Annotated in this window: 13 protein-coding genes and 1 tRNA gene; 4 read left to right on the top strand and 10 right to left on the bottom strand. The window is 62.3% G+C overall.

Going from position 1 to position 22,555, the window contains the following annotated elements; translation table 11 throughout:
• Positions 1-211: 211 nt before the first annotated feature.
• From AC0QUY_RS12900 to AC0QUY_RS12885, 4 genes are all read left to right on the top strand, one after another.
• Complete coding sequence (locus tag AC0QUY_RS12900; RefSeq protein WP_334386838.1) at positions 212-496, top strand: helix-turn-helix transcriptional regulator; 285 nt, start codon at positions 212-214, stop codon at positions 494-496.
• Entirely contained in the window at positions 483-1,082 is a 600-nt protein-coding gene (locus AC0QUY_RS12895) for a hypothetical protein (protein WP_475387097.1), read from the top strand. The genes AC0QUY_RS12900 and AC0QUY_RS12895 overlap by 14 nt, the downstream gene beginning before the upstream one ends.
• A complete protein-coding gene (locus AC0QUY_RS12890) occupies positions 1,079-1,663 on the top strand; it encodes a hypothetical protein (protein WP_475387096.1) in 585 nt (194 codons plus the stop codon). The genes AC0QUY_RS12895 and AC0QUY_RS12890 overlap by 4 nt, the downstream gene beginning before the upstream one ends.
• Positions 1,664-1,795: 132 nt before the next feature.
• A tRNA-Gln gene (locus AC0QUY_RS12885) sits at positions 1,796-1,869 on the top strand.
• A 355-nt stretch (positions 1,870-2,224) separates the two neighbouring features.
• Here AC0QUY_RS12885 and AC0QUY_RS12880 read toward each other — a convergent pair.
• The 10 genes from AC0QUY_RS12880 to phnA form a co-directional block, all read right to left on the bottom strand.
• Positions 2,225-2,392: a hypothetical protein gene (locus tag AC0QUY_RS12880; RefSeq protein WP_475387095.1), complete on the bottom strand. Its 168-nt coding sequence runs from the start codon at positions 2,390-2,392 to the stop codon at positions 2,225-2,227.
• Between the two features lie 289 nt (positions 2,393-2,681).
• Positions 2,682-3,995, bottom strand: a complete 1,314-nt coding sequence (locus AC0QUY_RS12875) for an HlyD family type I secretion periplasmic adaptor subunit (protein ID WP_475387094.1) — start codon at positions 3,993-3,995, stop codon at positions 2,682-2,684.
• Positions 3,992-5,746: a type I secretion system permease/ATPase gene (locus AC0QUY_RS12870; RefSeq protein WP_475387093.1), complete on the bottom strand. Its 1,755-nt coding sequence runs from the start codon at positions 5,744-5,746 to the stop codon at positions 3,992-3,994. The genes AC0QUY_RS12875 and AC0QUY_RS12870 overlap by 4 nt, the downstream gene beginning before the upstream one ends.
• Positions 5,747-5,857: 111 nt before the next feature.
• Positions 5,858-15,277: a choice-of-anchor I family protein gene (locus AC0QUY_RS12865; RefSeq protein ID WP_475387092.1), complete on the bottom strand. Its 9,420-nt coding sequence runs from the start codon at positions 15,275-15,277 to the stop codon at positions 5,858-5,860.
• Between the two features lie 422 nt (positions 15,278-15,699).
• Positions 15,700-16,989 (bottom strand): ABC transporter substrate-binding protein, encoded by a 1,290-nt coding sequence (locus AC0QUY_RS12860; RefSeq protein WP_475387091.1) that lies wholly within the window; start codon positions 16,987-16,989, stop codon positions 15,700-15,702.
• Between the two features lie 19 nt (positions 16,990-17,008).
• Positions 17,009-17,851 carry a carbohydrate ABC transporter permease gene (locus AC0QUY_RS12855; RefSeq protein WP_475387090.1) on the bottom strand — a complete coding sequence of 281 codons (843 nt, stop codon included), beginning with the start codon at positions 17,849-17,851 and terminating at the stop codon, positions 17,009-17,011.
• The gene (locus AC0QUY_RS12850) at positions 17,848-18,675 is read right to left on the bottom strand and encodes a carbohydrate ABC transporter permease (protein ID WP_475387089.1); all 828 of its coding nucleotides are present in this window, start codon (positions 18,673-18,675) and stop codon (positions 17,848-17,850) included. The genes AC0QUY_RS12855 and AC0QUY_RS12850 overlap by 4 nt, the downstream gene beginning before the upstream one ends.
• Before the next feature lie 101 nt (positions 18,676-18,776).
• The gene (locus AC0QUY_RS12845; protein WP_475387088.1) at positions 18,777-19,898 is read right to left on the bottom strand and encodes an ABC transporter ATP-binding protein; all 1,122 of its coding nucleotides are present in this window, start codon (positions 19,896-19,898) and stop codon (positions 18,777-18,779) included.
• The gene (locus AC0QUY_RS12840) at positions 19,891-21,177 is read right to left on the bottom strand and encodes an alkaline phosphatase family protein (RefSeq protein ID WP_161853984.1); all 1,287 of its coding nucleotides are present in this window, start codon (positions 21,175-21,177) and stop codon (positions 19,891-19,893) included. Before AC0QUY_RS12840 ends, AC0QUY_RS12845 begins: the two co-directional genes overlap by 8 nt.
• Positions 21,178-21,179: 2 nt before the next feature.
• Complete coding sequence (phnA, locus tag AC0QUY_RS12835) at positions 21,180-22,466, bottom strand: phosphonoacetate hydrolase (RefSeq protein ID WP_475387087.1); 1,287 nt, start codon at positions 22,464-22,466, stop codon at positions 21,180-21,182.
• Positions 22,467-22,555 lie beyond the last annotated feature (89 nt).

The following is a 22,555-nucleotide window of genomic DNA, read 5'->3' as shown; positions in this document are numbered from 1 at the left end:
GGTCGCAGGTGACCTGAGCGCGATCGCTGGGGACAACTCCTCGCCAAGTTTGCGATGAGAGTCCTACGACTCCGCAAGTGTTCCCATACATCTATCGCTGGACAGGATCGGCCGCAAAGGCCAGCCCTGCGCGGTGCTGGTGCGCGACAAGATGACAACCATGCCAAGGCCGCCGAAAAGGTGGCCAACCCTCCGGTAAGCTCGAATGACAATGCGCAAAACGGACAACTTGCTTCGGGGCGATCGGACGCCGGCCTATGTCGACCGGGAAACCGGAGCGGCCGAATTGCTAATTTCGACGGACACTTGGGATCAATGGGTGAAGGAGGGTCGCCTGCCCCCACCGTGCGACACGTTCCCTTCGGGCACCCCCCGCTGGCGCTGGGAAGACGTAGACCGTAAGCTGTCCGGCAAGAAGGCGGCGGACACCGATGCGGCCGTATTGGGGGCAGCGAACTTTGGCAAGAAAAAGGGAATCCGGCGTGACGCTGCCTGAGGGCGTTGAGAAGACCAGCGTTCGCAAGCCGAACGGCAAGGTCTACACGTACTATTATTGGAATCCCGGACGCGGCACCGATCGCGAGGGAGAGCGCATCAAACTACCGAACGCCGACACTCAGCCGGTGGCATTTTGGGCCGAAGTCGAGCGCCGCACAACATCGGAACCGACAACATATCCGCCAGGCTCCATCGGCGATCTCATTGCGCGCTACCGCCGCAGCGACGAGTTCAGGCGACTATCGGTAGGCACCCGATCGAATTACGAAGTGACCATGCGTCGCTTCGAGTCGCATGATACCTGGGGCATGGTGGCCGTCAAAGACCTGACGCCGCTCGCAGCTCAAACTGCGCGCGATGCCATGAAGGAAACGCCGGTGATGGCAAACCAGATGCTGTCGGTCGGGCGCACGATCTGGGATTGGGCCATCCCCCTCGACCTCGCTAAAATTAATCCCTTCGACAAGGTGAAGGACTTCGACATCCCTGATCGCGGGCATGTGCCGTGGCCGTCCTGGGTGATCGATCACGTTCGCGCGCACGCGTGGCCAGACCTGGTCCGCATGACGCGGCTCGGGTTATGACCTGCCAGCGCGGAAGCGATCTGATCCGCATGGGTCCGGAGCATCGCGATCGCAACGGCCTATGGTGCCGGCCAAAGAAAACCCGCAAGCGCCGGCGGGCCTTCCACATTCCGCTTGCCACTGCCGACGCGCTCGAACTCGACCGCTGGGCCGAAACGCCGGTGACGTTCACGAACTCCCGCTGGCTGAAGCCGATCGATCGTTTCCGCAAGGATCTGTATCTCTACTCTCCCAAGGGCGCGCAATACACGGCCGACGGTCTTCGCGCGCGCTGGGGGCGGTGGCTCGCCGATACACCCGAAGGCCGCGTCATTTGCCGCCGTTGGAAAGAATGGGTTGGCGCCCAGGTCAAGAAATACGATTGGGACATCGATCCTGATGACGCCGACCATCCGACCATCCATGGGCTGCGCGGGACCGGAATCCTCGCCCGCTCCGAGGAAGGCTATGAGGTCGACCAGATCGCCAACGATATCGGCATGTCCCGCCAGAACGTCGAGCATTACATGCGGTTCCGCGATCAGATGAAGGTCGGCGCCGACGGCCAAAAGCGGCTTCGTCTTGTGAACAAGGAGGACTAGAGCCCAACAAAGGAAGACTAGACCGCGAACGCAGGCCCGGCTATATGGGCCCTGCAAATCGCCGGGTTTGCAAAACTCCTGGCGCTGATTGCAAAACTTACAAAAAAAGTTGTGCGAAATCAGCGGCTTAGGTGGGGAATGGTGTAACGGTAGCACAACAGACTCTGACTCTGTTTGTCTTGGTTCGAATCCAGGTTCCCCAGCCAGACTCCGAAAAGCACAACAATCTGACAGCTCAGATCGACCGATCTGCCGGCAGTCGATGGACCGACACCGTGGTCCACGGGAGCCAGATCGTGCCGTCCTACCCGCCCGGCTGCGCGCGATGTGGGCATCGCTCGTCTTGAGGCTGCGCCTGTGCTTGTCCTGAAAATCGAAATGATGACCCAGCTCAATCAATAATCTGAACCAAGTCGAACTGGACAATCCGGTCCACGCTGGATCGACCAGTGCATCTGGCGCCGGGTTGCTGCCAAAATGCAAAGGCCGCCCCGGAAGGCGGCCAAAGTTCATCCCTTGATGCATCTCAGGAGACGGTCAACTCCTGTTAAAAGCCCCTCCCTAGTGTGGCTCAAACTTTTCGGCGGGGATCCGCAGTTCTGCCGCCCGCTCTTTGCGTTCCTGCTTGGAAAATTCGCGTTCTCGTCGCTCGAAGGCGGCGAGCTCTTTTTGTGCCGCCTCAAGAAAGCGGTCACGTAGTGTTACAGCCAATTGAGCAAGTCCCGTCATTAGACACCCCCGTCTAGGGCCCCGAGCAGCCCATCCTAGCAAATGCTGAAACCCGGAAAAGGTTCGTGACAGTAAAATTACGGGAAGCCGGGCCGACGCTGGATGCGGATACCGCCAGCAATGGTCGCCCCCTCAATGGGCAACCTCAGGAATAAGGCTATATCCGTCGGATCATATTGATAGCGGACGATAAAAAGACAACGGCGGCCGCGACACTACAAGGTTGGCTGCCATTGGAACCCATTCACAGCTTGCATTCGTCTGCCCCAATTTTCGAGCAAATCTGCCATCAGCGCTCGCGAAAGGCCCGCGCCAGCTGATCAAACAGCGGCTTGGTCAGATAAGAGCCCACGGTACGATCGCTGGTCTTGATGAAGACCTCGACCGGCATTCCCGGCACCAGCCTGACGTCGCCGAGACGCGCGATTTCATGCGGCTCTATCGCAATCCGCGCCGTGTAGTATGTCGTGCCGGTTCTTTGCTCGGCAGTCACATCTGCCGAGACGCGGCTGACGGTGCCGCTGATCTCCGGCGTCGTGCGCTGATTGAAGGCTGAAAAGCGCAAGCCTGCGGCCTGTCCGATCTTGACCTGATCGATATCCTGCGGCGCGATCCTGGCTTCCACCGTGAGCCGATCCGAGGCGGGCACGACCAGCATGAGCTGCTCACCGGCGCTGATCACGCCGCCCACGGTATGAACATTCAACTCGTGCACCGTGCCGGAAATCGGCGCGCGGATGTCCGTCCGACGCAACTGGTCTTCGGCCGCGACCTTGCGCTCCGCATACTCGTTCGCCTTGCCGTCGATCTCGCGCAACTCGCGGCCGACTTCGCTCGCCAGCTCGCGATCGATCTGGGTTATCTGCAGCTCGATCTCTGCGATCTTGCCGCGGCCCTGGGCTTCCGCTGCCACGAGTTGAGCGCGGTCGCCGTCGAGCCGCGCCGCCTCCCGTTCAAGCGTCGTGAGCCTGTTGATCTGGATCAGATTCTTTTCCCACAGCTCGCGAACGCCTTTCAGCTCGCGCTCGACCAGCAAAATTTCCTGGGATTTCGCCGCCTGCTGCGCGGCGACGCCGGACGCTTCCTGGGTCAGCTGCGCGATACGCTCGCGCAATTGCCGCTTCTGGCCAAGGCGCGTGGTGTTGCGGAGCTGAAACAGGCGCTCCTCGTCAGCCATCAACTCGAGAATGCCCGGTTCGTCGCGCCTGCCGCGAAATTCGGAGGGCCAGGCGACCTCGCGGGCACCGTCGCGTTCGGCGCGCAGCCGCGCCCGCCTCACGGTCATCTCGTCCAGCGTTTTCGAAACGATCTGCAGGTTCGCCCGCGTCATCGTCTCGTCCAGCCGCAACAGCAAATCGCCAGCGTTGACGGTCTTGCCATTGGTCACGGCGATCTCACCGACCACGCCGCCGGTCGGGTGCTGCACCTTCTTTGCGCTCGACTCTACAACCACGCTTCCAGCTGCGATCAACGCTCCCGAAATATCCGTGGTCGCAGCCCAGCCGCCGATGCCTCCGGCAACGAGCATGACCGCGGCCAGTCCGAAAACGATATGGCGCCGGATTGACGGGCGTGCGTCGAATTCGCTGGTGCCGGTCGTCATGGCCGTCCCTGCGCCGCTGCGTGAACGATCTTCGGAGCGGCAGGCGCAGCATCACGCCGCAACACCTTTGCCAACACCTCGTCCTTGGGACCGAATGCCTGCTGCCGCCCGCCGTTGAGCGCCAGCACATGATCCACGCCGGCGAGCGCGCTCGGACGATGTGCCACCACAATCACGATTGCGCCGCGGGCCCTGATATTGAGAATGGCCTGCGTCAATGCCTCGTCGCCTTCGACATCGAGATTTGAATTCGGCTCGTCAAGCACGACGAGGAACGGATCGCCATACAGGGCCCGCGCCAGCGCAACGCGCTGCTGCTGGCCGGCCGATAGCGCCGATCCCTGCTCGCCGATCGGGGTGTCGTAGCCCAATGGCAGACCCAGAACCAGTTCGTGGACGCCCGCGGCTCTGGCAGCCGCGATGATGCCGTCAGGCGAGGCCTCAGGATCGAACCGCGAGATATTTTCGGCAATTGTGCCTTCGACCAGTTCGACGTCCTGGGGAAGGTAGCCAATGTGCCGGCCAAGGTCGTCGGGCATCCATTGATCAAGGGTCGCGCCATCGAGCCGGACAGTTCCGCGCGCCGGCGTCCACAGCCCGACCAGAATGCGCGCCAGCGACGATTTCCCGGACGCGCTCGGACCGATGACCCCAAGACCACTGCCGGCCTTCAGCGCAAAGGTCAGTTCTTGCACAACCGCCCGCTGCACGTCCGGCGGTGCAGCACTGACATTATCGACGTTGAGACTTCGCTGCGGCCTGGGCAACGCCGTCGGCGCCCTTTGGATCGGCAGCAAGGCGAGAAGTTGATTGAGACGCTGGCGCGCCTGCCGGGCTCCGACGAAACTGCGCCAGTGCGATATCGCGAGATCGACCGGACCGAGCGCACGGGCCGACAGGATTGACGAGGCAATGATGACGCCGGCCGTCGCCTGCTGGTTGATGACGAGGTAGGCGCCGACAGCCAGCACACCCGATTGCAACATCATGCGGAACGAGCGGCCGACCGCGCTGAGCCCCGCGGCAAGGTCGCTCGACTGGTTGAGCCCCGACAGGAACTGGCGATTTAGGGTCTGCCAGCGACGCGAGACCCAACCTGTCATGCCGAGTGCCGTCAAGGCTTCGGCATTGCGCCGGCTGGTCTCGGAAAGCCGCGCCCGCTCATTGCCGACCCGGTTCGAATCGAGCGACGAATTCCGCGCCAGCAGTTCGGACAGCAACGTCAGCGATACCAGAACGAGCGCACCTGCAAGCACGGTGACGCCGATCCAGACATGAAAGGCAAAGCAGATCGCGAGATAGAACGGTACCCACGGCAAATCGAAGAAGGCGGTTGGCCCCGGCCCCGACAAGTAGCTCCTGATGGTGTCGAGATCACGCAGCGGCTGGATCGACGCGCCGCGTTTCGGCGCCTGGATGGGCAGGCGCATCACCGTCGAATAGACACGATCCGACATGATTTGATCGAGCCGCATGCCGATACGGACCAGCAGCCGGCCGCGAAGCGCATCCATCAGGCCCTGAAAAACATAGAGCGTCATCGCCAGGATCAGGAGGCCGATCAGCGTCGGAACGCTCCGGCTGGGCAACACGCGATCGTAGACCTCCATCATGAATATGGAGCCGGTGAGCGCCAGAATATTGAGGATCGCACTGAACCCGGCGATGGCGATAAAGGCGGATCGGCATTGCGACAGCGCGCCGTCAAGCTCCGAGCCGGCGTGACCGGGTTGATTTGCGCTGGTGCCCAAGATTGACGCTCACTTCTTCAGTAGCGCCTTAGCCGCTGATTGTTACAGTTATCTGACATGACGAAAGGGGGCGCAGGCGCCCCCGTTCTATTCACAAGTCAATTCAGTCCGTTAGGCGAACTTGAAATCATCCACCGTCAGGCTTGCCTTGTTGACGCCGAGCAGCGTGATGCTCGACCCGTCATTGTATTCGATCTGGACGCCGATCTGCGTGTCCTGCAACGCACTGGAAGCCATCAGGGCGTTGAAGTCGGCAAACTTCGACTGGTCGAGCTGAACGACGTCGTGGTCCGGACCAGAGCCTGCACGGAAATCGAACACGATGTCGCGCCCGGCCCCGTCGTTGCTGAACTGGAAGACGAAGGTGTCGCGGCCGGAGCCGCCATAGAGCAGATCGTTGCCCGCTCCACCGTTCAGCGTGTCATTGCCGTCTTCGCCGAACAGGTTGTCGCGCCCGCCATTGCCGTTCAGGGTGTCGTCGCCGGCACCGCCAAACACGAAGTCGTTGCCCTCGCCCGCATGCACCGTGTCATTGCCGCCCTGGGCAAAGACAAAGTCCATGCCGCCGCCGGCATTGACCAGATCGACGCCGTCGGTTCCGGGCAGAAGGTTGGTGCCGTTGGTTCCGTTGACCACATTGGCGTCGGTTTCACCGGTGACCGTCAGCGTGAACGTCCCGGTCGACTGGGCGTTCAGGCTATCGGCGGCCGTATAGCGGATCGAGACGATGGCGTTCTGTCCGTCGTTCAGACCGTCGAACAGATTGCCGGGGGTGAACCGCAGTTGGCCGTTCGAAGCAATCGAAAATGCCGACTGCGCCTGCGCATTGGTCAGGCTGATGCCGTCGACACCGGTGACCTCGAAGGCCACCAAGCCGAGCGGCAGGTTGCCTTCAACGTCGGTGTCGTTGGCCAGAACATCGAACGGTTTGGCTTCGTTCTCACCGGCCGTGCCGACGTCCGCCACCGTGACCGGCGCATCGTTCACCGGGGTTACTGTGAAGTTGACCTTGCCGATATCCGAACCGCCATGGCCGTCGCTCAGGGTGTACTCGAACGAGGCGGGTCCGTTGAAGTTGGCGGCCGGCGTGAACCGGATGCCACCGGCCACGATCTCTGCCGTGCCGCCCACGACGTTGGCGAGCGCCGAGATCGAGAGTGCGTCAAGATCGGCATCGGTATCGTTGCCGAGAATGTCGGCGAACGGGATGACGAACGCCGCGGCGTCTTCCGCTACCGCAACTGCCGTGTCGTCAACAGCTACCGGCCCGCGATTGACGATCGCGCCGTTGATGCCGCTGCGATCGAGTTCCTGGCCGTTGGCGAACGTCACCTTTTCGACGCCGCCGCCCACCCGCTGATCCTTCAACGTGACCACGCTGCCATTGGACAGCTCAATCAGGGTGTCGTTGCCAAACCGGCGGAACGTGACGTTCGCAGCATTGAGATCAACGAACGCCAACGTATCGGTATCAGCCGGCGCATTCGCAGCTTCGGTAATGATGTCAGAACCGTCGCCTAGCTTGTAGGCATAAGTGTCAGAACCCGCGCCACCGTTGGCATGGTCATTGCCAATGCCGCCGATCAGCATGTCGTGGCCGTCATTGCCGCGAAGACGATCGTCGCCGGCACCGCCGAGCACGGTATCGTTACCCGCGTCGCCGAAGACGAAGTCGTTGCCCTCGCCGCCGTCCACCCGATCGTTGCCGTCGCCGCCCTCGATGACGTCATCACCGCCGCCGCCGAGCACGAGATCGTCGCCGCCGAGGCTGCGGACGCGATCGTCGCCATCCTTGGCAAAGATCGAGTCTTTTGCGGCCGTACCGGAGAGGTCATCCTCACCTTCGGTTCCCATGATCGGCAGAACGGTGTCGTTACCGCCGTTTGCAACCAGATTCTGGATGCGCTGATCCTGGGCCGGAGCCGTATCCGCCTGCGCGTACGGAGTATCAGAAAACTTCGCCGCGAGATATTCGGCCAGCGCATCCTGCTCGAAGCCGTTGTCGGTGAATTTGGCAGCGCCGGTACGGGCCGCCACGTCGTCTGCCGGCAAATTGTCCGGAGACAGGTCGACACGATTGGCAAACGCCGGGTCGGCCGCGATGTACTCGGCGAACCGGAAGCCGTCAGGCCGGTTGAACCCTCCCGGAGCGTTGGGGTTTACCCCACCGATCAGGAAACTCAGGGTCACCATGCGGATCGCCGCCGGAGCGTCCGCAACCACCTCGCCGTCGGCGACAACAACCGCGATCACGTGCTCATTTTCATCGACCAGGGTGACCGAGCGAATCCGATCCCCTGCAGCGCGGGTCAGATCGTAGCTGAACCGGAGGCCGCCAACCTGGGCGAAGATGCCGCCCGGGTTGGAAACACCGTTTTCAAGAGATTCAAGCAGTTGCTGCGGCGTCAACGTGACAAGGCTGAGCGCGTTGTTGAAGCGCAGGGAGTTCTCGATGTCGAGCTGGCTGACATCGCCGGCTTCCTTGCCAACCTCCGGATTTGCAGCCGGCGGCAGTTCCGCGCCATCGCCCTCGGAGCTGATCGAGCCGATCGAGTCTCGGATGCCGCCGCCGTTCTTGATCGATACCTGGACGGTGCTGTCGTAGCCAGACTTGGCGTACCACAGGTTGGCATCAGCGGAGAGGTTACCAAGATTGGTTTCCTGCGAGCGCACCTCACCACGCCGGCCCTCAAGGTAAACGTCGGTACGGCCGAAAGTGACGGCATCCTTCTGGGTGATAATGCCGTCGATCACCGTGGTGATATCGCGCACGGCATCACCGCGCGACCCCTCGGCGAACGGATCGATGCCGGTGCCTTCGTAGACCCGCGCCAGACCCGCATCGTCAGTGGCATAGGCGCCATTAATGCTCGGATCGAGGCTGGCCGGGATGATGTCGCCGTTGGCATCGAACTCGAGCACCAGCCGGCCGACATATTTGTAGTTGCCGTCCGTGTTGACCAGAACAGTGTTCTTGCCTTCGGCGTTGGTGATGATCTGCGCGTACTCACCTTCGCTGACATCGCCGGGACGGAGAACGTCGTTGCCGTCGGAGAGCAGCGTGTTCGAGCCGCCGCCGATCACTACGTCGACGCCCTTCAGGAAGGTGATGAGTTTCTGCTCGTTCTCCAGTTCCTGCAGCTGCGAAACGATAATGACCTTGTTTACACCCTGGGCGATGACGGCATCGATCGCCGGCTGTATAACCGCTGCAAGCGCGATGAAGTCGGCATCGGTTTCCAGTGTACGCGGGCCGATGATCCGGACGCCACCCGGCGTCGTGATGTCCTCGAACACCGGAGTGGTGACGCCGACAACGCCGATCTTCTCGCCGTTTTCCTCGAGAATGGTCGATGGCGCGATGCGGCGACCTCCGCTTGCACCGACACTGAACGTCGCTTCCGTCAGCGGCGTGGTCTGGGCGTTGGGTGCCAGATCCGGCTCGCCGGCGAAATTCAGGTTGGCGGCGAGATATGCAAATTGTGTTCCTTCGTAGCCTCCAAGCGGGCCGGCGCCATCGGGATCAGCGACGGGACGGATAAGATTCTGCACATCGCGCGGGCCTGGATCGAACTCGTGGTTGCCGATCACGGACGCCTCGATCCCGATCGAGTTCAGGATGCGGATATCGGCGCGACCGATGCTCGGCGGGAAGAACGAGGCCAAGGCCGGATCGCTGGCGGCATTGAAGAACGGGCTGGGAATGTAGTTGTCGCCCGACGCCAGCGTGATCGAGTTGGTAAACGTGTCCTCAAGTCGATCCACGATGGCTGCGAAGCGCGGCGCGTCGTCGATCGCCTTCAGACCTGCCTCGAAGTCGGACGCATGCAAAATCTGGAGTTTGTAGGTCTGCGGCGCCGCGACGGTGAAGTCGAGAGCGTTCTGCGCGATGCCGCCGAAGGCATTGCCGGCAATGTCGGTGATCACGCCCGCGGCCAGCGTGACGTCGTAGGCGCCCCCGGCCGCCAGATCGGCCGCTGGATTGATGGTGACGGTGTTGCCGGAGATCGTGACCTGCGAGGCATCATTGATCGCGATCGTGCGTGTGTCTCCTGCGCCGTTGCTGATGACGATATTTCCGGTACCTGCAGCAACGGCTTCGTCGAAGGTCAGAACGATGTTGCTGCCGGTAGCAACCCCGATCGCGTTGTCAGCGGGTGTCGCCGCGGTGAGTACAGGCCCAGAAGCATCGAGCAATTGCGCCGCCGTAAGCGTGCGGTCTGCAAACTCGAACCGTTCCACATTCGTGACGGTGTCAACACCATCCCACGGACCAACGCGTTTGTCGGTGATGACGAAGGAGCCACCCTGCACCGTGACCGTATAGTTGCTGCGCGCGCCCGAGTAGACCGCCACGTCGCCGGCCGCTCCATTGGTGCCGCCGTCGATCACGTCATTGCCGCGACCGGCGACAATGCGATCGTCGCCGCCAAGGCCGTCGATCGTGTCGTTGCCGGCGAGACTGCCGCGCGCGCCAAACTTGGCGGTATACGCAGCCTCGTCGAACACGTCATTGCCAGCGGTTGCGATCGCAGCCGAACGCGACATTACGAGCGACGACACCGAGGGATCGTGATCGGAAAGCTGGTCGATGAACTCCGAGTTGATGTGCACGATATCGAACTGAGCGCTGTCAAACATGTTATTCGACACCAGGATGTGATCCAGCGCCTGCGCGTTGCCATCGAAATTGTAGGAATAACGTTCGTTTACGGGGAGCTTGCTGATCAGTTCCGAAAGCACGGCGGTGCCGGGCGCGAAGATACTGGGGGTTCCGTCCGGGCTGGCGGTAGTCCGGGTCAACTCACCCGTGATGAGATCAACGACCGGGAAGAACTGGAAGTCGTTCAGATCACCCAGCACGACGATACGATCATCGGTCGCCGATCCATTGGCCAGCAGGCCATCGACGAACGCGTTGATCGTTTCAGCCTGCCCTTCACGCTCGTTCGACGTACCGGTCTGTTGCGCAGAGCCATTGATCGGATCGGCATAAAGCGGCAGGTCCAGCAACGTGGTGTAAAGCGGCGCCGAACCGCCCTTCGAGGAGAGATGGTTGTTGACGGTCCAGAATGTGCCGCCCTGCTCGTCGGTGTAGCCCACGGGCGACCATTCCATCGGCAGTGACTTGCGCGTGGCGGTGAAGTCGGTATTGCCCTGCCCGATCTGGTTGGCGCTCGCGAACTGCTGCACCTTTACGCCATCCGCATCGGTGACGATATCGGTCAGGCCATTGCGCGCGGTCGGCGAAACCGCTTCCGGATTATACAGATAGGCGACACGCTGATTGCCGCCCGGAATACCGCCAATGTTGTCGATTGGCGGCGAGTCGATCGCCACATAGCGTGGTCCGCCCGCAGCGACAATGGCATCAATGAGTTGCGACAAGGTCTGCGAAGCGCTTGTCGTGCTCGAGCTGGTAGCACCGTCATTGTCCAGCACCTCCTGGAGCGCAATGATCTCTGGCGCCTTGAGGTTGTCGACGATAGCGCCCGCAAGACCGGCGAACTTGCTCGCCGGCGTCGGCACACCATCGACCGGTTGGCCAACCGGCGCCAGGTTTTCGACGTTAAAGGTCGCAACGCGAATCCGGTCGAAATTCTCCACGATGGTCGTGGTTTCCTTTTGCAGGTTCGCGGCCGTTACCGGACCATAAGCCTCGGTTGTGTTTACCTCGTACTGACCGTTGGCGTAGTTGACGACGCCGGTCACATCGCCCAGGCGATCGCCGGTCTGGAGGCTGGTGGGCAGCGCTATACCCGCCTCATCGTCCAGCTGAATGCGCTCTGGATTGAAGTCGAACACCTTGTCGGCCGGCCGCGTCGTTCCGGGCGTGGTGTCGCTGATGGTCAGGCCGCCACGCGAATTGGTCGAGGGATTGGTGCCGACGTTCGGGGTGACGAACTGCTCGTCAAACGCCGAATGGAAGGGACTGGTGACGCGCACGTCTTCGAGCGTGACGCGCATGCCTTCTAGGGACTCCCAAAAATCCGACCCCTGATTCACCGGATCATAGGTGCCGGCCGGAAGAGCGGTATCGACATCATCGTCACCGAGCGACACCAGTGCTGGTTTGCGCTCGAGGCCCGTTGCGAGGTTGTCGACATCGCCGACCCTCACAGCCGTCGGCAGCGCGTTGCCGGTAGACAGCACGCTGGTCGTGCCTGCCACCGGGTTGAGCTGCGTCGTCGACAACTGGTTCGTGCTGGCGAACTCGCTGACGGTTGCGGTTAGTTGCACCTCCGCGCCGACGACGATGCCGCTCGGGATCGAGACACCGGCACCGGTACCCAGGAAGACAAAGACGCCGTCTGAGGTGCGATAGTCGCCATCGCCGACCGCGTCCTGGATGTAATAACCGACAGGGTTGTTGCCGCCATTCTCCGTGCCGGACGCGTCAATAGCGGTGACGATGCCGCGCACGGTCACTTGCTGGCCGACGAACGCCGAGCGGTGTCCCGCACCCTGCACGTCGTAGATATGCATCATATCGTCGTTCTGGATCGTGCCGGTCGCGACCGCCTGGGTGGCGCTGACCGCGGCGGTGACGCCTTCCTGCGTCGTCGACGCGCCGGTCACGGTCAATGTGAAGGTTTCGTTGGCTTCGAATACCGCGTCTCCCGCAACATTTACGGTAACCGTTACCGACGACTGACCGGCGGGGATCGTCGCGTTGATGATCTGCGGCAGGGCGGCACCGCCGGCGAAATCCGTCGCATTCGCGGCATTCGAGGCGAGCTGGAGCGACACATCGACGGAGCCGATGGTGCCGTTGGTGCGCTCGATGACGAACGAATAGGCGGTCGCGCCGCTGTTACCCTCATTGTGCGAGACGGTGAGCGAGGACGAGGCCACGCGCACTTCCTGGGCGTAACCCTGTGGCAGCGCCGCGTAGACTGTGAGACCGGAGCCGGCAAAGCCCGCGGTCGAATTACCCTCGTTCGCCGTCAGCACGAGCGCTGTGCCGGTCGGCGAATCCTCGGCGCTGATGAACTTGGTGACTTCCGGGGCGTTGCCCTCGCCCGTAAGCGGCGGACGGTAACCGACATAGCTGGCATTTGCCGGATCGGTGACGTCATAGATCATGACGCCCCCGACGCGCTCCAGGCCGACAAAGGCATAGGTTCGGCCGTTGATAACGCCGATATCGATGCCTTCCGGCTCCGGCCCCTTGTTGTCGGAACGGTTGTCTGTGGCGCCGCCTCCGCCGCCCTCGGCGGTGTCGATGTTGAAGCGGGCCGCGAAGTCACGGGCAATGATTGCCTCAAACTCGCCGCCGCTCTCGCGTACCTTGGTGATGGTGCCGTCGGCATTCTGCTTGAAGATCGAGATGCCGCGGCCGCCATAGGCGTAGATCTGATCGATATCGCCGTCGCCATCGGTATCGCCGAGATCCTGGCGGACACGAAGCCGGCCGAGGCCTGTGGTGTTGTTCTGAAGCGCAGCCGCATTTGCATAGGCTGTCGGGTCGAGCGTCAGATCGGCAAGATTGGCTTCATCGTCGAGATTGACGCGCGCATCGCCTTCGTTGGCGGTAATGAAATAGGTGGAGCCGCCGACCGAATAGCTTGCGATCGCATCCGGCTGCAGCAGGCCGATCACATCAGCCGTACGCAGGTTCGCAGTACCATCGCGGTCGCTGCCGTCGAACGCGTTGCCGGCGAGATTGTGATCGACGCCACCGAGCGGCAGAATGGCGATCGGTTTGGTTGCGGTTGGATTGGTGAGATCGATCACCGCAACGGCATTGACTTCCTGAAGCGTGACATAGGCGCGCGACCCATCCGGAGAGACGGTGATGTACTCCGGCTCGATGTCGGCGGCAGCGGCCTGACCGGTGAGCACGCTCACGCCGGCCTGCTTGAGAACGTTCTCAAAACCATTGAGCCCGTCGAATTCGATCGTGGTCGCAACGGCTGCATTGGCCGCCCCCCCGGCGAGGCTGATGACCGACACGCTGCCTTCCGGATTGACCACGTTCGGTCCGACCGTGAACGGCTCGGCCTCGTTCGCGACCAGTAGTTTCGATCCGTCCACAGTGAAGACGATCTGGTCCGGACCGGCGCCGACTTCGACCGTCTTGATCAGAACACCATTGGTATCGAACAGCGCGACGAAACCATTGCCGCCGGGCTGATCGCTGGTGAAGGCGACCGCGAGCACGCCGTTCTTGACGGCGACCGAGTTGGCGCCGCCGAAACCGTCAAGCGCGGTGAGGTCGATCGACCCGACGGAACTGGTAGCGCCGCTGGCGCTGATGCCGACGATGTCGATCTTGTTGCCGATAGTATTGAGCACGAACGCGCGATCGGTGGTGGCGTCGAAGGTCACGACCTCGGCGTTGGTGCCGGCCGCCGGCGTGAAATTGTCAAGACGAACGAGTTGAACCGCATTGCTTGCGACCGGCGCCGGCGTAGCGCCAGCAAGCGATGGCGCTTCGTCGAGGATGGTGATGCCGTTGATCACGTTGCCCGGAGCGGCTGCATCGTCGTTCTGGATCGTGCCGGTCGCGGTGGCCTGCGCACCGAGCGACGCGGTTACCGCTGCATTGCTGTTGGCGACCGTCTGCAGCGTCAGGGTGAACGCCTCGCTGGCTTCGACGACGGCATCGCCGGCGACCTGGATGGTCACGACCGCCGAAGTCTGGCCTGCCGGGATCGTGCCGCTGAAGGCGAAAGGTACCGAAACCGGGCCGCTGAAATCGGCAGCGTCCGCCGCGGCCGAGGAAACCTGGCCGCTGAAGCTGATATCGCCGACGGTTCCGCCCGTCCGCTCCACCGTGAAGGTGAAAGCCGTCGTGCCGGTGTTACCCTCGGCCTGTGAGACCGACACCGAGCCGGCCGCGAACGCGACCGCCTGGGGTTGCTGCGGCGCGCCGATGGTGAACGTCATACCGGCGATCGGCGATTGCGGATCGGTCCGGAACGGCCCGTCCGGCGTCACATTGTCGGCGTCCTGGTCGCCGCTGGCGTCCTGCGTCACGAAATTGGAGCCGGTATTGAATGCCGCCAAAGCATCTGCGCGCGAGGCGAACGTGGTTCCTGCAGTGGCCGGATTGTAGACCGCCACGTCGGCCCCGGTGGTTCCGGGCAGCACCAAGGCCGTGGAGCCAGCGGTCAGGCCGGTGTTGGTCAGCATCCCGCTGGTGGTCGCACCGCTGAAGCCGCCGTTGTTGTTGGTGACAGCGGCGAGGAACGTGGTCGGCGCGGTCAGCGAAGAGCCCGTGAAGGCATAGATCGACTCGCCAGAATTGCCGAGCGCAATCGATCCCGCGGAAACCGTGCCAATATTGACGGATTTTGTCGCCGATGTGCTTAGGAATTCGACGACCGTTCCGGCTGTAAGCGCAGAGGCACCATTGGTCCAGGAGAAACCGCCCTCGCCCGTGTTGAACGCGCTGCCGTCCCACTCATTGTCGCTGAAGTAAATGACCTGACCCGGATCGATCGTATCGATAACGATGAAGGCGAAACCATCGCTGCCATCAGCGTTGTAACCGATGAAAGCGATCGAACCGGGAACCAGAGCCATTGATATCTCCATGCGAAAAGACAAAAGGAAACCGTCGCGCCGCAGGGGGACCGCGCGCGCAGCATTGAAGAATTGTTGTTGGCGACGACAGGGAGCGTCAGCGCGCGGAATGTAGGATGGCGTTAATTACAGCGCGGTGACGGTTTCTTAACCATTGCAAGTCTTCCACCGAGATGGCGAGCTCCTCCGCTGGCTATCTCGGCGCAGAACTTTGGGCGAACCAGCGGTTGGGTTTTCCGCGTTCAACCTACGGCTTGCACGCACACGACCGTGCGATCCGGCGAATTTCCGCTCAGTTGCAGCGACGGCGGCGGCGGCGAATCGGCCAGGGCGCCTCATGCCGACATCCGCAAAGGAAGTCGCAGCATCACTGCTGCGACAATTTGCTCCTTCTCACCGATGTCAGTTCGTTCAACCGCTGACTAGCCGCCGCACTTCGGCAGAAGATCGGACACGGTTTTAACCAGCTCAGGCATGACCTGCACCGCCGTACGTTTGCCTGTGACCAGGCTCTCCATATGGTGCTTGATCACCTCAATAATTTTCAGCGAATTATCGCCTGGAAAGGACGCCCATTCCGTCAGCAACGGCAACTGCTGGATACTGGTGAGGTGGTTGGGGCTCCTCGCGTAGAAAGCGCCGAGCAGGTCCGGCGTCTTCACGGCGATCTCGTTGCCGGGCATATAGCCGGTGGAATTGACCATCGCGGTCTGGCCGACCGGACCAGTGGCGAACTTTACATATTTCCAGGCGGCCTTCTGGCGTTCGGCGTCCTTTGCGAAAACCATGGCGACGTTTCCGCCTGCGGGAAGGCGTCCGTCGGCGACAGCGAGCGGGAACGCGACGGTCTTGAACTGGAATCGACCACCGATCTGCCGCTCGGCCGCGGCCACATAGGATGTGGAATCAGCGAGCATCGCGATGTTGCCGGCGACGAATGATTGCCGGGCCTGACCGAGCCCGAGATTCGGCATGCCCGATTTGCCGAAATCTTCGAGCGTCTTCAGCGCCCACATGCCGTTTGCGTCATCGAAGGCGATGCTGCACCCGTCAGCTTTGAGAATGTGGCCGCCTTTGCTCGTCACCAGCGACTGGAACAGCCAGTTTCCGGTTTGCTCCCACTGATAATAGAAACCGGTAGCCGCAGTGCCCGCTTTCGCCTCGATGGTCTTGCCCAGAGCCATAAGCTCTGGCCAGGTCTTTGGCAGCGCCGACGCATCGGTGCCGGCCTTTGCGAGCAGATCAGCATTGACGTAGAGCACCGGCGTCGAGACGGCGAACGGCAGGCCGTAGAGCTTGCCCTTGTATTTTCCGAGCTCCGCGAGCGTCGGGTAATAGCCAAGCTCTGCAAGCCCTCCATCTGCCGCGGCGAAGCCATCAAGCGGCGCGCCCAGTCCCCGATCCACGAACAGGCCGATCTGGTTGATCCCGTTGAAAGCCACATCGGGCAGTCGACCAGTGATCTGGTCGCGCAGGATCTGCTGCGCGGCCTCCTCGTAGCTCGCTGCGGGATTGCGGAACTTCACCTTGATGTCGGGGTGCGCCTCGGTGAAACGCTTGGCCAGGTCCTGATGCAGCGCATTGAAGGTGCCGGGTGTGGTGTAGAGCACGTCGAGCGTGACCTCCGCCCGCGTCGAGGTGGCGCCAATTGCCGTGAGGGCAGCGGCCCCGGCGAGCACTGCACTTAGCCGGGTTACGAGTTGATCAAGCATGGGCGGTCTCCATTTTGGATTACTTCATGGTTGTTACAGCGAGGCCGTCGATGAAGCGGCGCTGCGCGATCAGGAATGCAATGAGAAGTGGGGCTACGATAATCACGGCGCCCGCCATCAGCGGACCCAGGAATTGCCCGGCTTCATCGTCACGGAAGAGCAGGATGCCGAGCGCAGGCGTGGAAATTTCCTCGCGACGCACCGCGATGAGCGGCCAGAATAAGTCGTTCCAATGGGCCACGACCGAGAAGATGCCAAAGGCGACCAACGCCGGCGCTGTCATGGGGATCATGATGCGCCAGATGATCTCGAACTCGCCGAGTCCATCGAGGCGGGCGGCGTGAATGATCTCGTCGGGTATGGACCGAAAGAACTGCCGGAGCAGGAAAATGCCGAAAGTAGAGATCGCCCACGGCAGGATCAGCGCGGCATAAGTGTCGAGCAACCCAAACACGTTCAACAGGACGAAATGCGGAATGGCGAGAGCTTGAGGCGGCAGCAGCAGGCCGACCAGCACTGCGGAGAACAAGGTGTCCCTGCCGCGAAAACGCAGCTTCGCAAGTGCATAGGCGCAGGGAATGGAGGCAAGGAGTTGCAGCGCGAAGATCGCCGTGCACACCAGCAATCCGTTTAACAGGAAGCGGAACATCGGCGCCGCGGTTAGCGCGACGCGGTAGTTCTCGACCCCATGAAAGGCCGTCGGCCAAAGGCGGAAGTCGGACTGAAAAATCTCTTCCGGCGGTTTGAGCGACAGGCTCACCATCCAGACGAACGGTAGCAGCGCGAAAGCCGCGGTGAGAATCAGAATCGCATGCCGGGCAACCCGGCCAGCGAACCGCCGGTCTGGAAAGCGGGCGATCATGAATAATGGACCCGCCGTTCGAGAAGGCGCGCCTGCGTCAGCGTAAGCAGCACGATGATTGCGAGATAGACCACCGTGAGCGCTGCGCCATATCCCATGCGGAGGAAATCGAAGCTCTCGGTGTAGAATCGATGCAACAGCACTTCGGATGCATAGTTCGGCCCGCCCTGGGTCAGAACGCGAACACTGTCGAAGACCTCGAAGGACCGCGTCGCCGTCAAGATGACGACGAACATGGTGACCGGTCCCAGCATGGGCAACGTCACGAAACGCAGCCGGTCCAGAACGCCGTCGGCGCCGTCAATGGCGGCGGCGTCGTAGAGTTGCTGCGGGACGGCCTTCAGGCCGGATACGAACAGCACCATGGCGAAACCGAAGCCTTGCCATATGCCGATCAAGGCGAGAGCGAGCAGCGCGGTGCGCTCGTCGCGAAGCCAGTTAATTCCGGAAATACCCATCACGCCCAGGGCGCGATTCACCAGCCCGATCGTCGGATGCAGCATGGTGCCCCAAACGATCGCCATGGCCGACATCGTGGACATCACAGGAAGAAAGTGCGCGGCCCTGTAGAAACCACGCAGGCCGGGATTGGCCTCGATGAGCAGAGCCACGACGAGACCGAGCAGCACCGTGCCCGGCACGACGATGGCCACATAAACCAGCGAGTTGGTCAATGCCTTCCAGAAGGTCGGGTCCGCGAACAGCGCCCTGAAGTTCGCGATACCGATGAAGTTAAAAGTGAATGATCCCAGCTGCCAGTCCGTCAGCGAGAAAAGCACGACCGCCGCGACCGGGCCGAACAGAAGTCCGATCAACAGCAGCAATGCCGGCGTTACGGCGAGCCAGGCAAGCCCGTGCTCCCCCGATCTCTTCGCGACGCTTGCTTTGGCATCGACCCTGCGTTGGCGATCGTGGTCAAGCGCTGTCAAGCCGCAGCCTCCACCTGCTCGGCCTGGCGCTGGCGCCTGCCCGCATTATCAAACTGCAGCAAGCAGGCCGGCTCGATCTGTAGGCCGATCGAACGGCCCGCTTCGGAACGCGATGCGTCAGGATGCGTACGCACGACGACCGTGCCCTGCCCGTCTGCCAGCGTCACGTTCAGGAAGATATCGGAACCGAGATTCTCCACGCTGGCGACGACGCCATTGAGTCTTCCATCTCCGGACGCGACTATTCCGACGGCCTCTGGACGAAACGCGAGGTACGCTGTGTTGCGATGAACGCCTGCAGGAAGCGACGCACCCAAAGATGTCCAATGGGCGCGAGAAACCACGTTGATCTTCGGGCTGCCGATCATCTCGGCAACCCGCAGGTCCTCTGGGTCGCGATAGAGCCGTTCCGGTCGATCGACCTGAAGCAGTTCGCCGTCCATCATCACGGCGACGCGGTCGGACATCGTCATCGCTTCTGCCTGATCGTGGGTGACGTACACGAAGGTGACGCCGAGACGGCGATGTAGCGCGATGATTTCCGCACGCATCTGCACCCGCAATTTGGCGTCGAGATTGGACAGCGGCTCGTCCATCAGGAACACGGCGGGATCCCGCACCATCGCGCGGCCCAGCGCGACACGCTGGCGCTGACCACCGGAGAGCTGGCCCGGCTTGCGGTTCAACAGATGGGCGATGTCGAGCATGGAAGCTGTTTGCTCGATCTCGACCCGGATGGCTCTTTCAACATCGCCTCGTCCCGGCAACGCACGGCCCACCAATGGCAGCCGCTGGCCGAAGCTCAAGCGCCGCGTTCGCAGCGGCATGGCGAGGTTGTCGAAAACGCTAAGATGGGGATAGAGCGCGTAAGACTGAAATACCATGGCGACGTCGCGCTCCTTGGGGCGCTTGTCGTCCACACAGCGGCCGCCGACCACGACCTCACCGCTATCCTGCGACTCTAGCCCGGCGATAATCCGCAGCAAGGTGGATTTCCCGCATCCGGACGGGCCCACCAGGGTGAGAAATTCCCCATCCCGAATGCTCAGCGACACGCCTTTCACCACGGCGGTTTCGCCATAGTTCTTCTCGATGTGGCGGAGTTCGATCTCAGCCATTGCGACCTCCCCGAACCGCCTGGAGTGCACGCCCATCCATTCCGGAGGCGGGAAGCCCGAGATGCGTAAGAATGGTTGGCGCAATGTCGGTGATGCAGGAGGGCTCCTGCCTCGCCATGCCAGGGCTGAAGCCCGAGCCGTCGATCATGAGAAAAGGCGCTTGCTCGCCGGCACCGAGGCCACCGTGCTGGCCGCTGCCGAGGATATCTGCCTTGTTGCCGGCACGTTCCGCGACGAGACTGGTGCCGGCGACGCCGTAGGCATTGGGCTCATCGCTCGCGCGCATTGAGACCGCAAAAGCGAGGCCGTGATCCCGGCCCTGCCCCACCGACGCCAGCGCGCCGCCATCGAAAACGGTTTCCACCCATTCCTGACTGGCGAGGAAATCGCCGACCAACGGCGTGCGCGCGACGAAATCGGGATGGACGTAGAGCAGCGCGGAGGTGCCGTTCGAGGCGACGACCACGTCGGTCGATTCAAGGCTTTCCTTCAATCCGGCAGTGACCAGTTCTTCGTCGATGTCGATGACGCCGGTCACCGTCTGATGGCCGTGATCCGATCCTATCAGCAAGAGAACATCGTCTCTGTCGGCGAGCGTGGCGACTGCGTCCATGACGCGCCCGGCATTGCGGTCTGCTTCTGCCAGCACCGCAAGATGACCGGGTGATCCCATGGGCAAAGCGTGCTGCGTGGCGTCCGGCTCGCCAAGCCACAGCACCGCAAGCGCCGGAGGATCCGACGGGAGCAACACCGCTTCGCGGATGAAGCGCTCGGTCATTGCCCGGTCGCCTTCTACGTCCAGCGTGACGCGAAGCTGCTCGTCTTCCGGCAGCGGGACGCGGTCGCGACCGAACGATCCGGCGCGATGATAGACCCGCCCAAATCCATCCGGATCGTGCGCATAGGCCGCTCCTGGTGAAACGTTGCTGAAGATAATGGCACCGCCGCTGCCCGTTAAGCGCTCGGCCAGGGTTGGCACGGCCAGCGAGCGACCCGTGACACGCCGCTTGTGCTGGAGGAAATCCGGACGACCCGCGTCGTGCCGAACGAGGCGGCCGTCTTCCATGAGCGCCATCGTGTTGCCCTGCAAGCCGTGGCGCGCCGGATAGCAACCCGTCGCAAGGCTCGCTGAAACCACCCGCGTGCAGGACGGAAACACCGTGCGATGGGCGGCGAACTGCTCGGAACGCTCGGCGAAGGCGGCAAGACGAGGCGTGGTCTGCGGCGTCACGAGATCGCGGCGAAGACCATCGAGGATGACGAGGATAGCACGAGGCATAGTCAGACTTTCACTTCGTTGAGTAGAACCGAAAAGACATCGTAGTTGCGGAGCGGCTTCCCTGCCCTGCTCTCAACCAGTTCGGCCTTCAGCGGGTGAGAGAGAATGAACGGCACCACCTGTTCGGCGAGCCCGCCATGAGAACGCAGCCGCTCGCCCGATAGCTGCGAAATGTCGTGATCGCTTGCGTGGGCGCCGAGGGCGACGCCCGACCTTGCCACCACGGCGATGTCGCCTTCGCGATCTTCAGGCAGCTCGAAGCGCAGGCATGCTTCCTCACGCGAAGCGGCCATGCAGACACCGGGGATCTGCCGAATGAAGTTCAACACCGCGGTGGCGGAAGGGTCCGTCCGTTGCAGATGGACACGGACAAAGCCGCCCAGCGCGCCATGGTGACGCACGAAGGGATCGGTGATCGGGCAGATGACGCGGGTTGCGCGCACGCCGAAGGCGGCATCCAGGAGGTCGCCAAGATAGACGACGTTCGGCTCGCCGCTCGGGTCGGCCATGTCGTTCATGCCATGGTCGGCGACAATCCCGAGGCAGGCGCCAAGCGCAATCATACTGGCGAGCCGCTGGTCCACCGCGCGCATGAAGGCGATCGCTTCGGGCGCATCCGGTGCATGCTTGTGCTGCACATAATCGGAAAGCGACAGATAGATCAGGTCCAGCCGGCGGGTTTCAAGCAGCCGAATTCCGGCATCGAGCACGAACAAGGAAAGATCGGCGGAGTACTGGTCTGGCGCTCCCCGCCCCACCAGCGCACCGATGGCGGAGATGCCGTTCTCCGCATCGGTCGCCTCGTCGGCCTTCTCGGCCGAGAAAGCGATGCCGTCGAGCCCATGACCGAGCGCCTTGCGCAGCTTGTCCTTGGCGGTAACGGCGGCGACCCTGGCTCCCGCCTGCGAGAACGCTGCCAGAATGGTTGGCGCGCGCACAGGGGTAGCGTCCACCATCATGATTTCTGCGCCGGTGGCGCGGTCGAGATAGAAATTGCCGGAGACACCGTGAACCGCGGGCGGCACACCGCAGACGATCGACACGTTATTGGGGTTGGTGAATGTCGGCATTGCCGCGAGCGCGGAGGCGGCAAAACCTTGGCGCCGCATCCGGTCGATGGCAGGGATGGCGCCAGCGGCGCTGGCAGCCTCGATATAGGCAAGATCGCAGCCATCGAAGCAGATGACCACAGCCGGATGTTTCGGCCACGCATAGATGCGGCCGTTCACGCTCACCGGAGGTCTCTCCGCGCGATAGGTGGCGGTCAGGATTCGATCAGGTTTGTTCATGGGAAGACTTGTCGTTGAGGGTTACAGCGTCTGCGAGCCACGCGGCCATGGGCAGAGGATTCCGGTCGCCGCCCTGGCAACCAATGAGC

The sequence above is a fragment of the Bradyrhizobium sp. WYCCWR15520 genome, assembly GCF_056174665.1.
The sequence above is the reverse complement of the archived record's forward strand: the minus strand, read 5'-3'. Positions and strand labels throughout refer to the sequence as shown.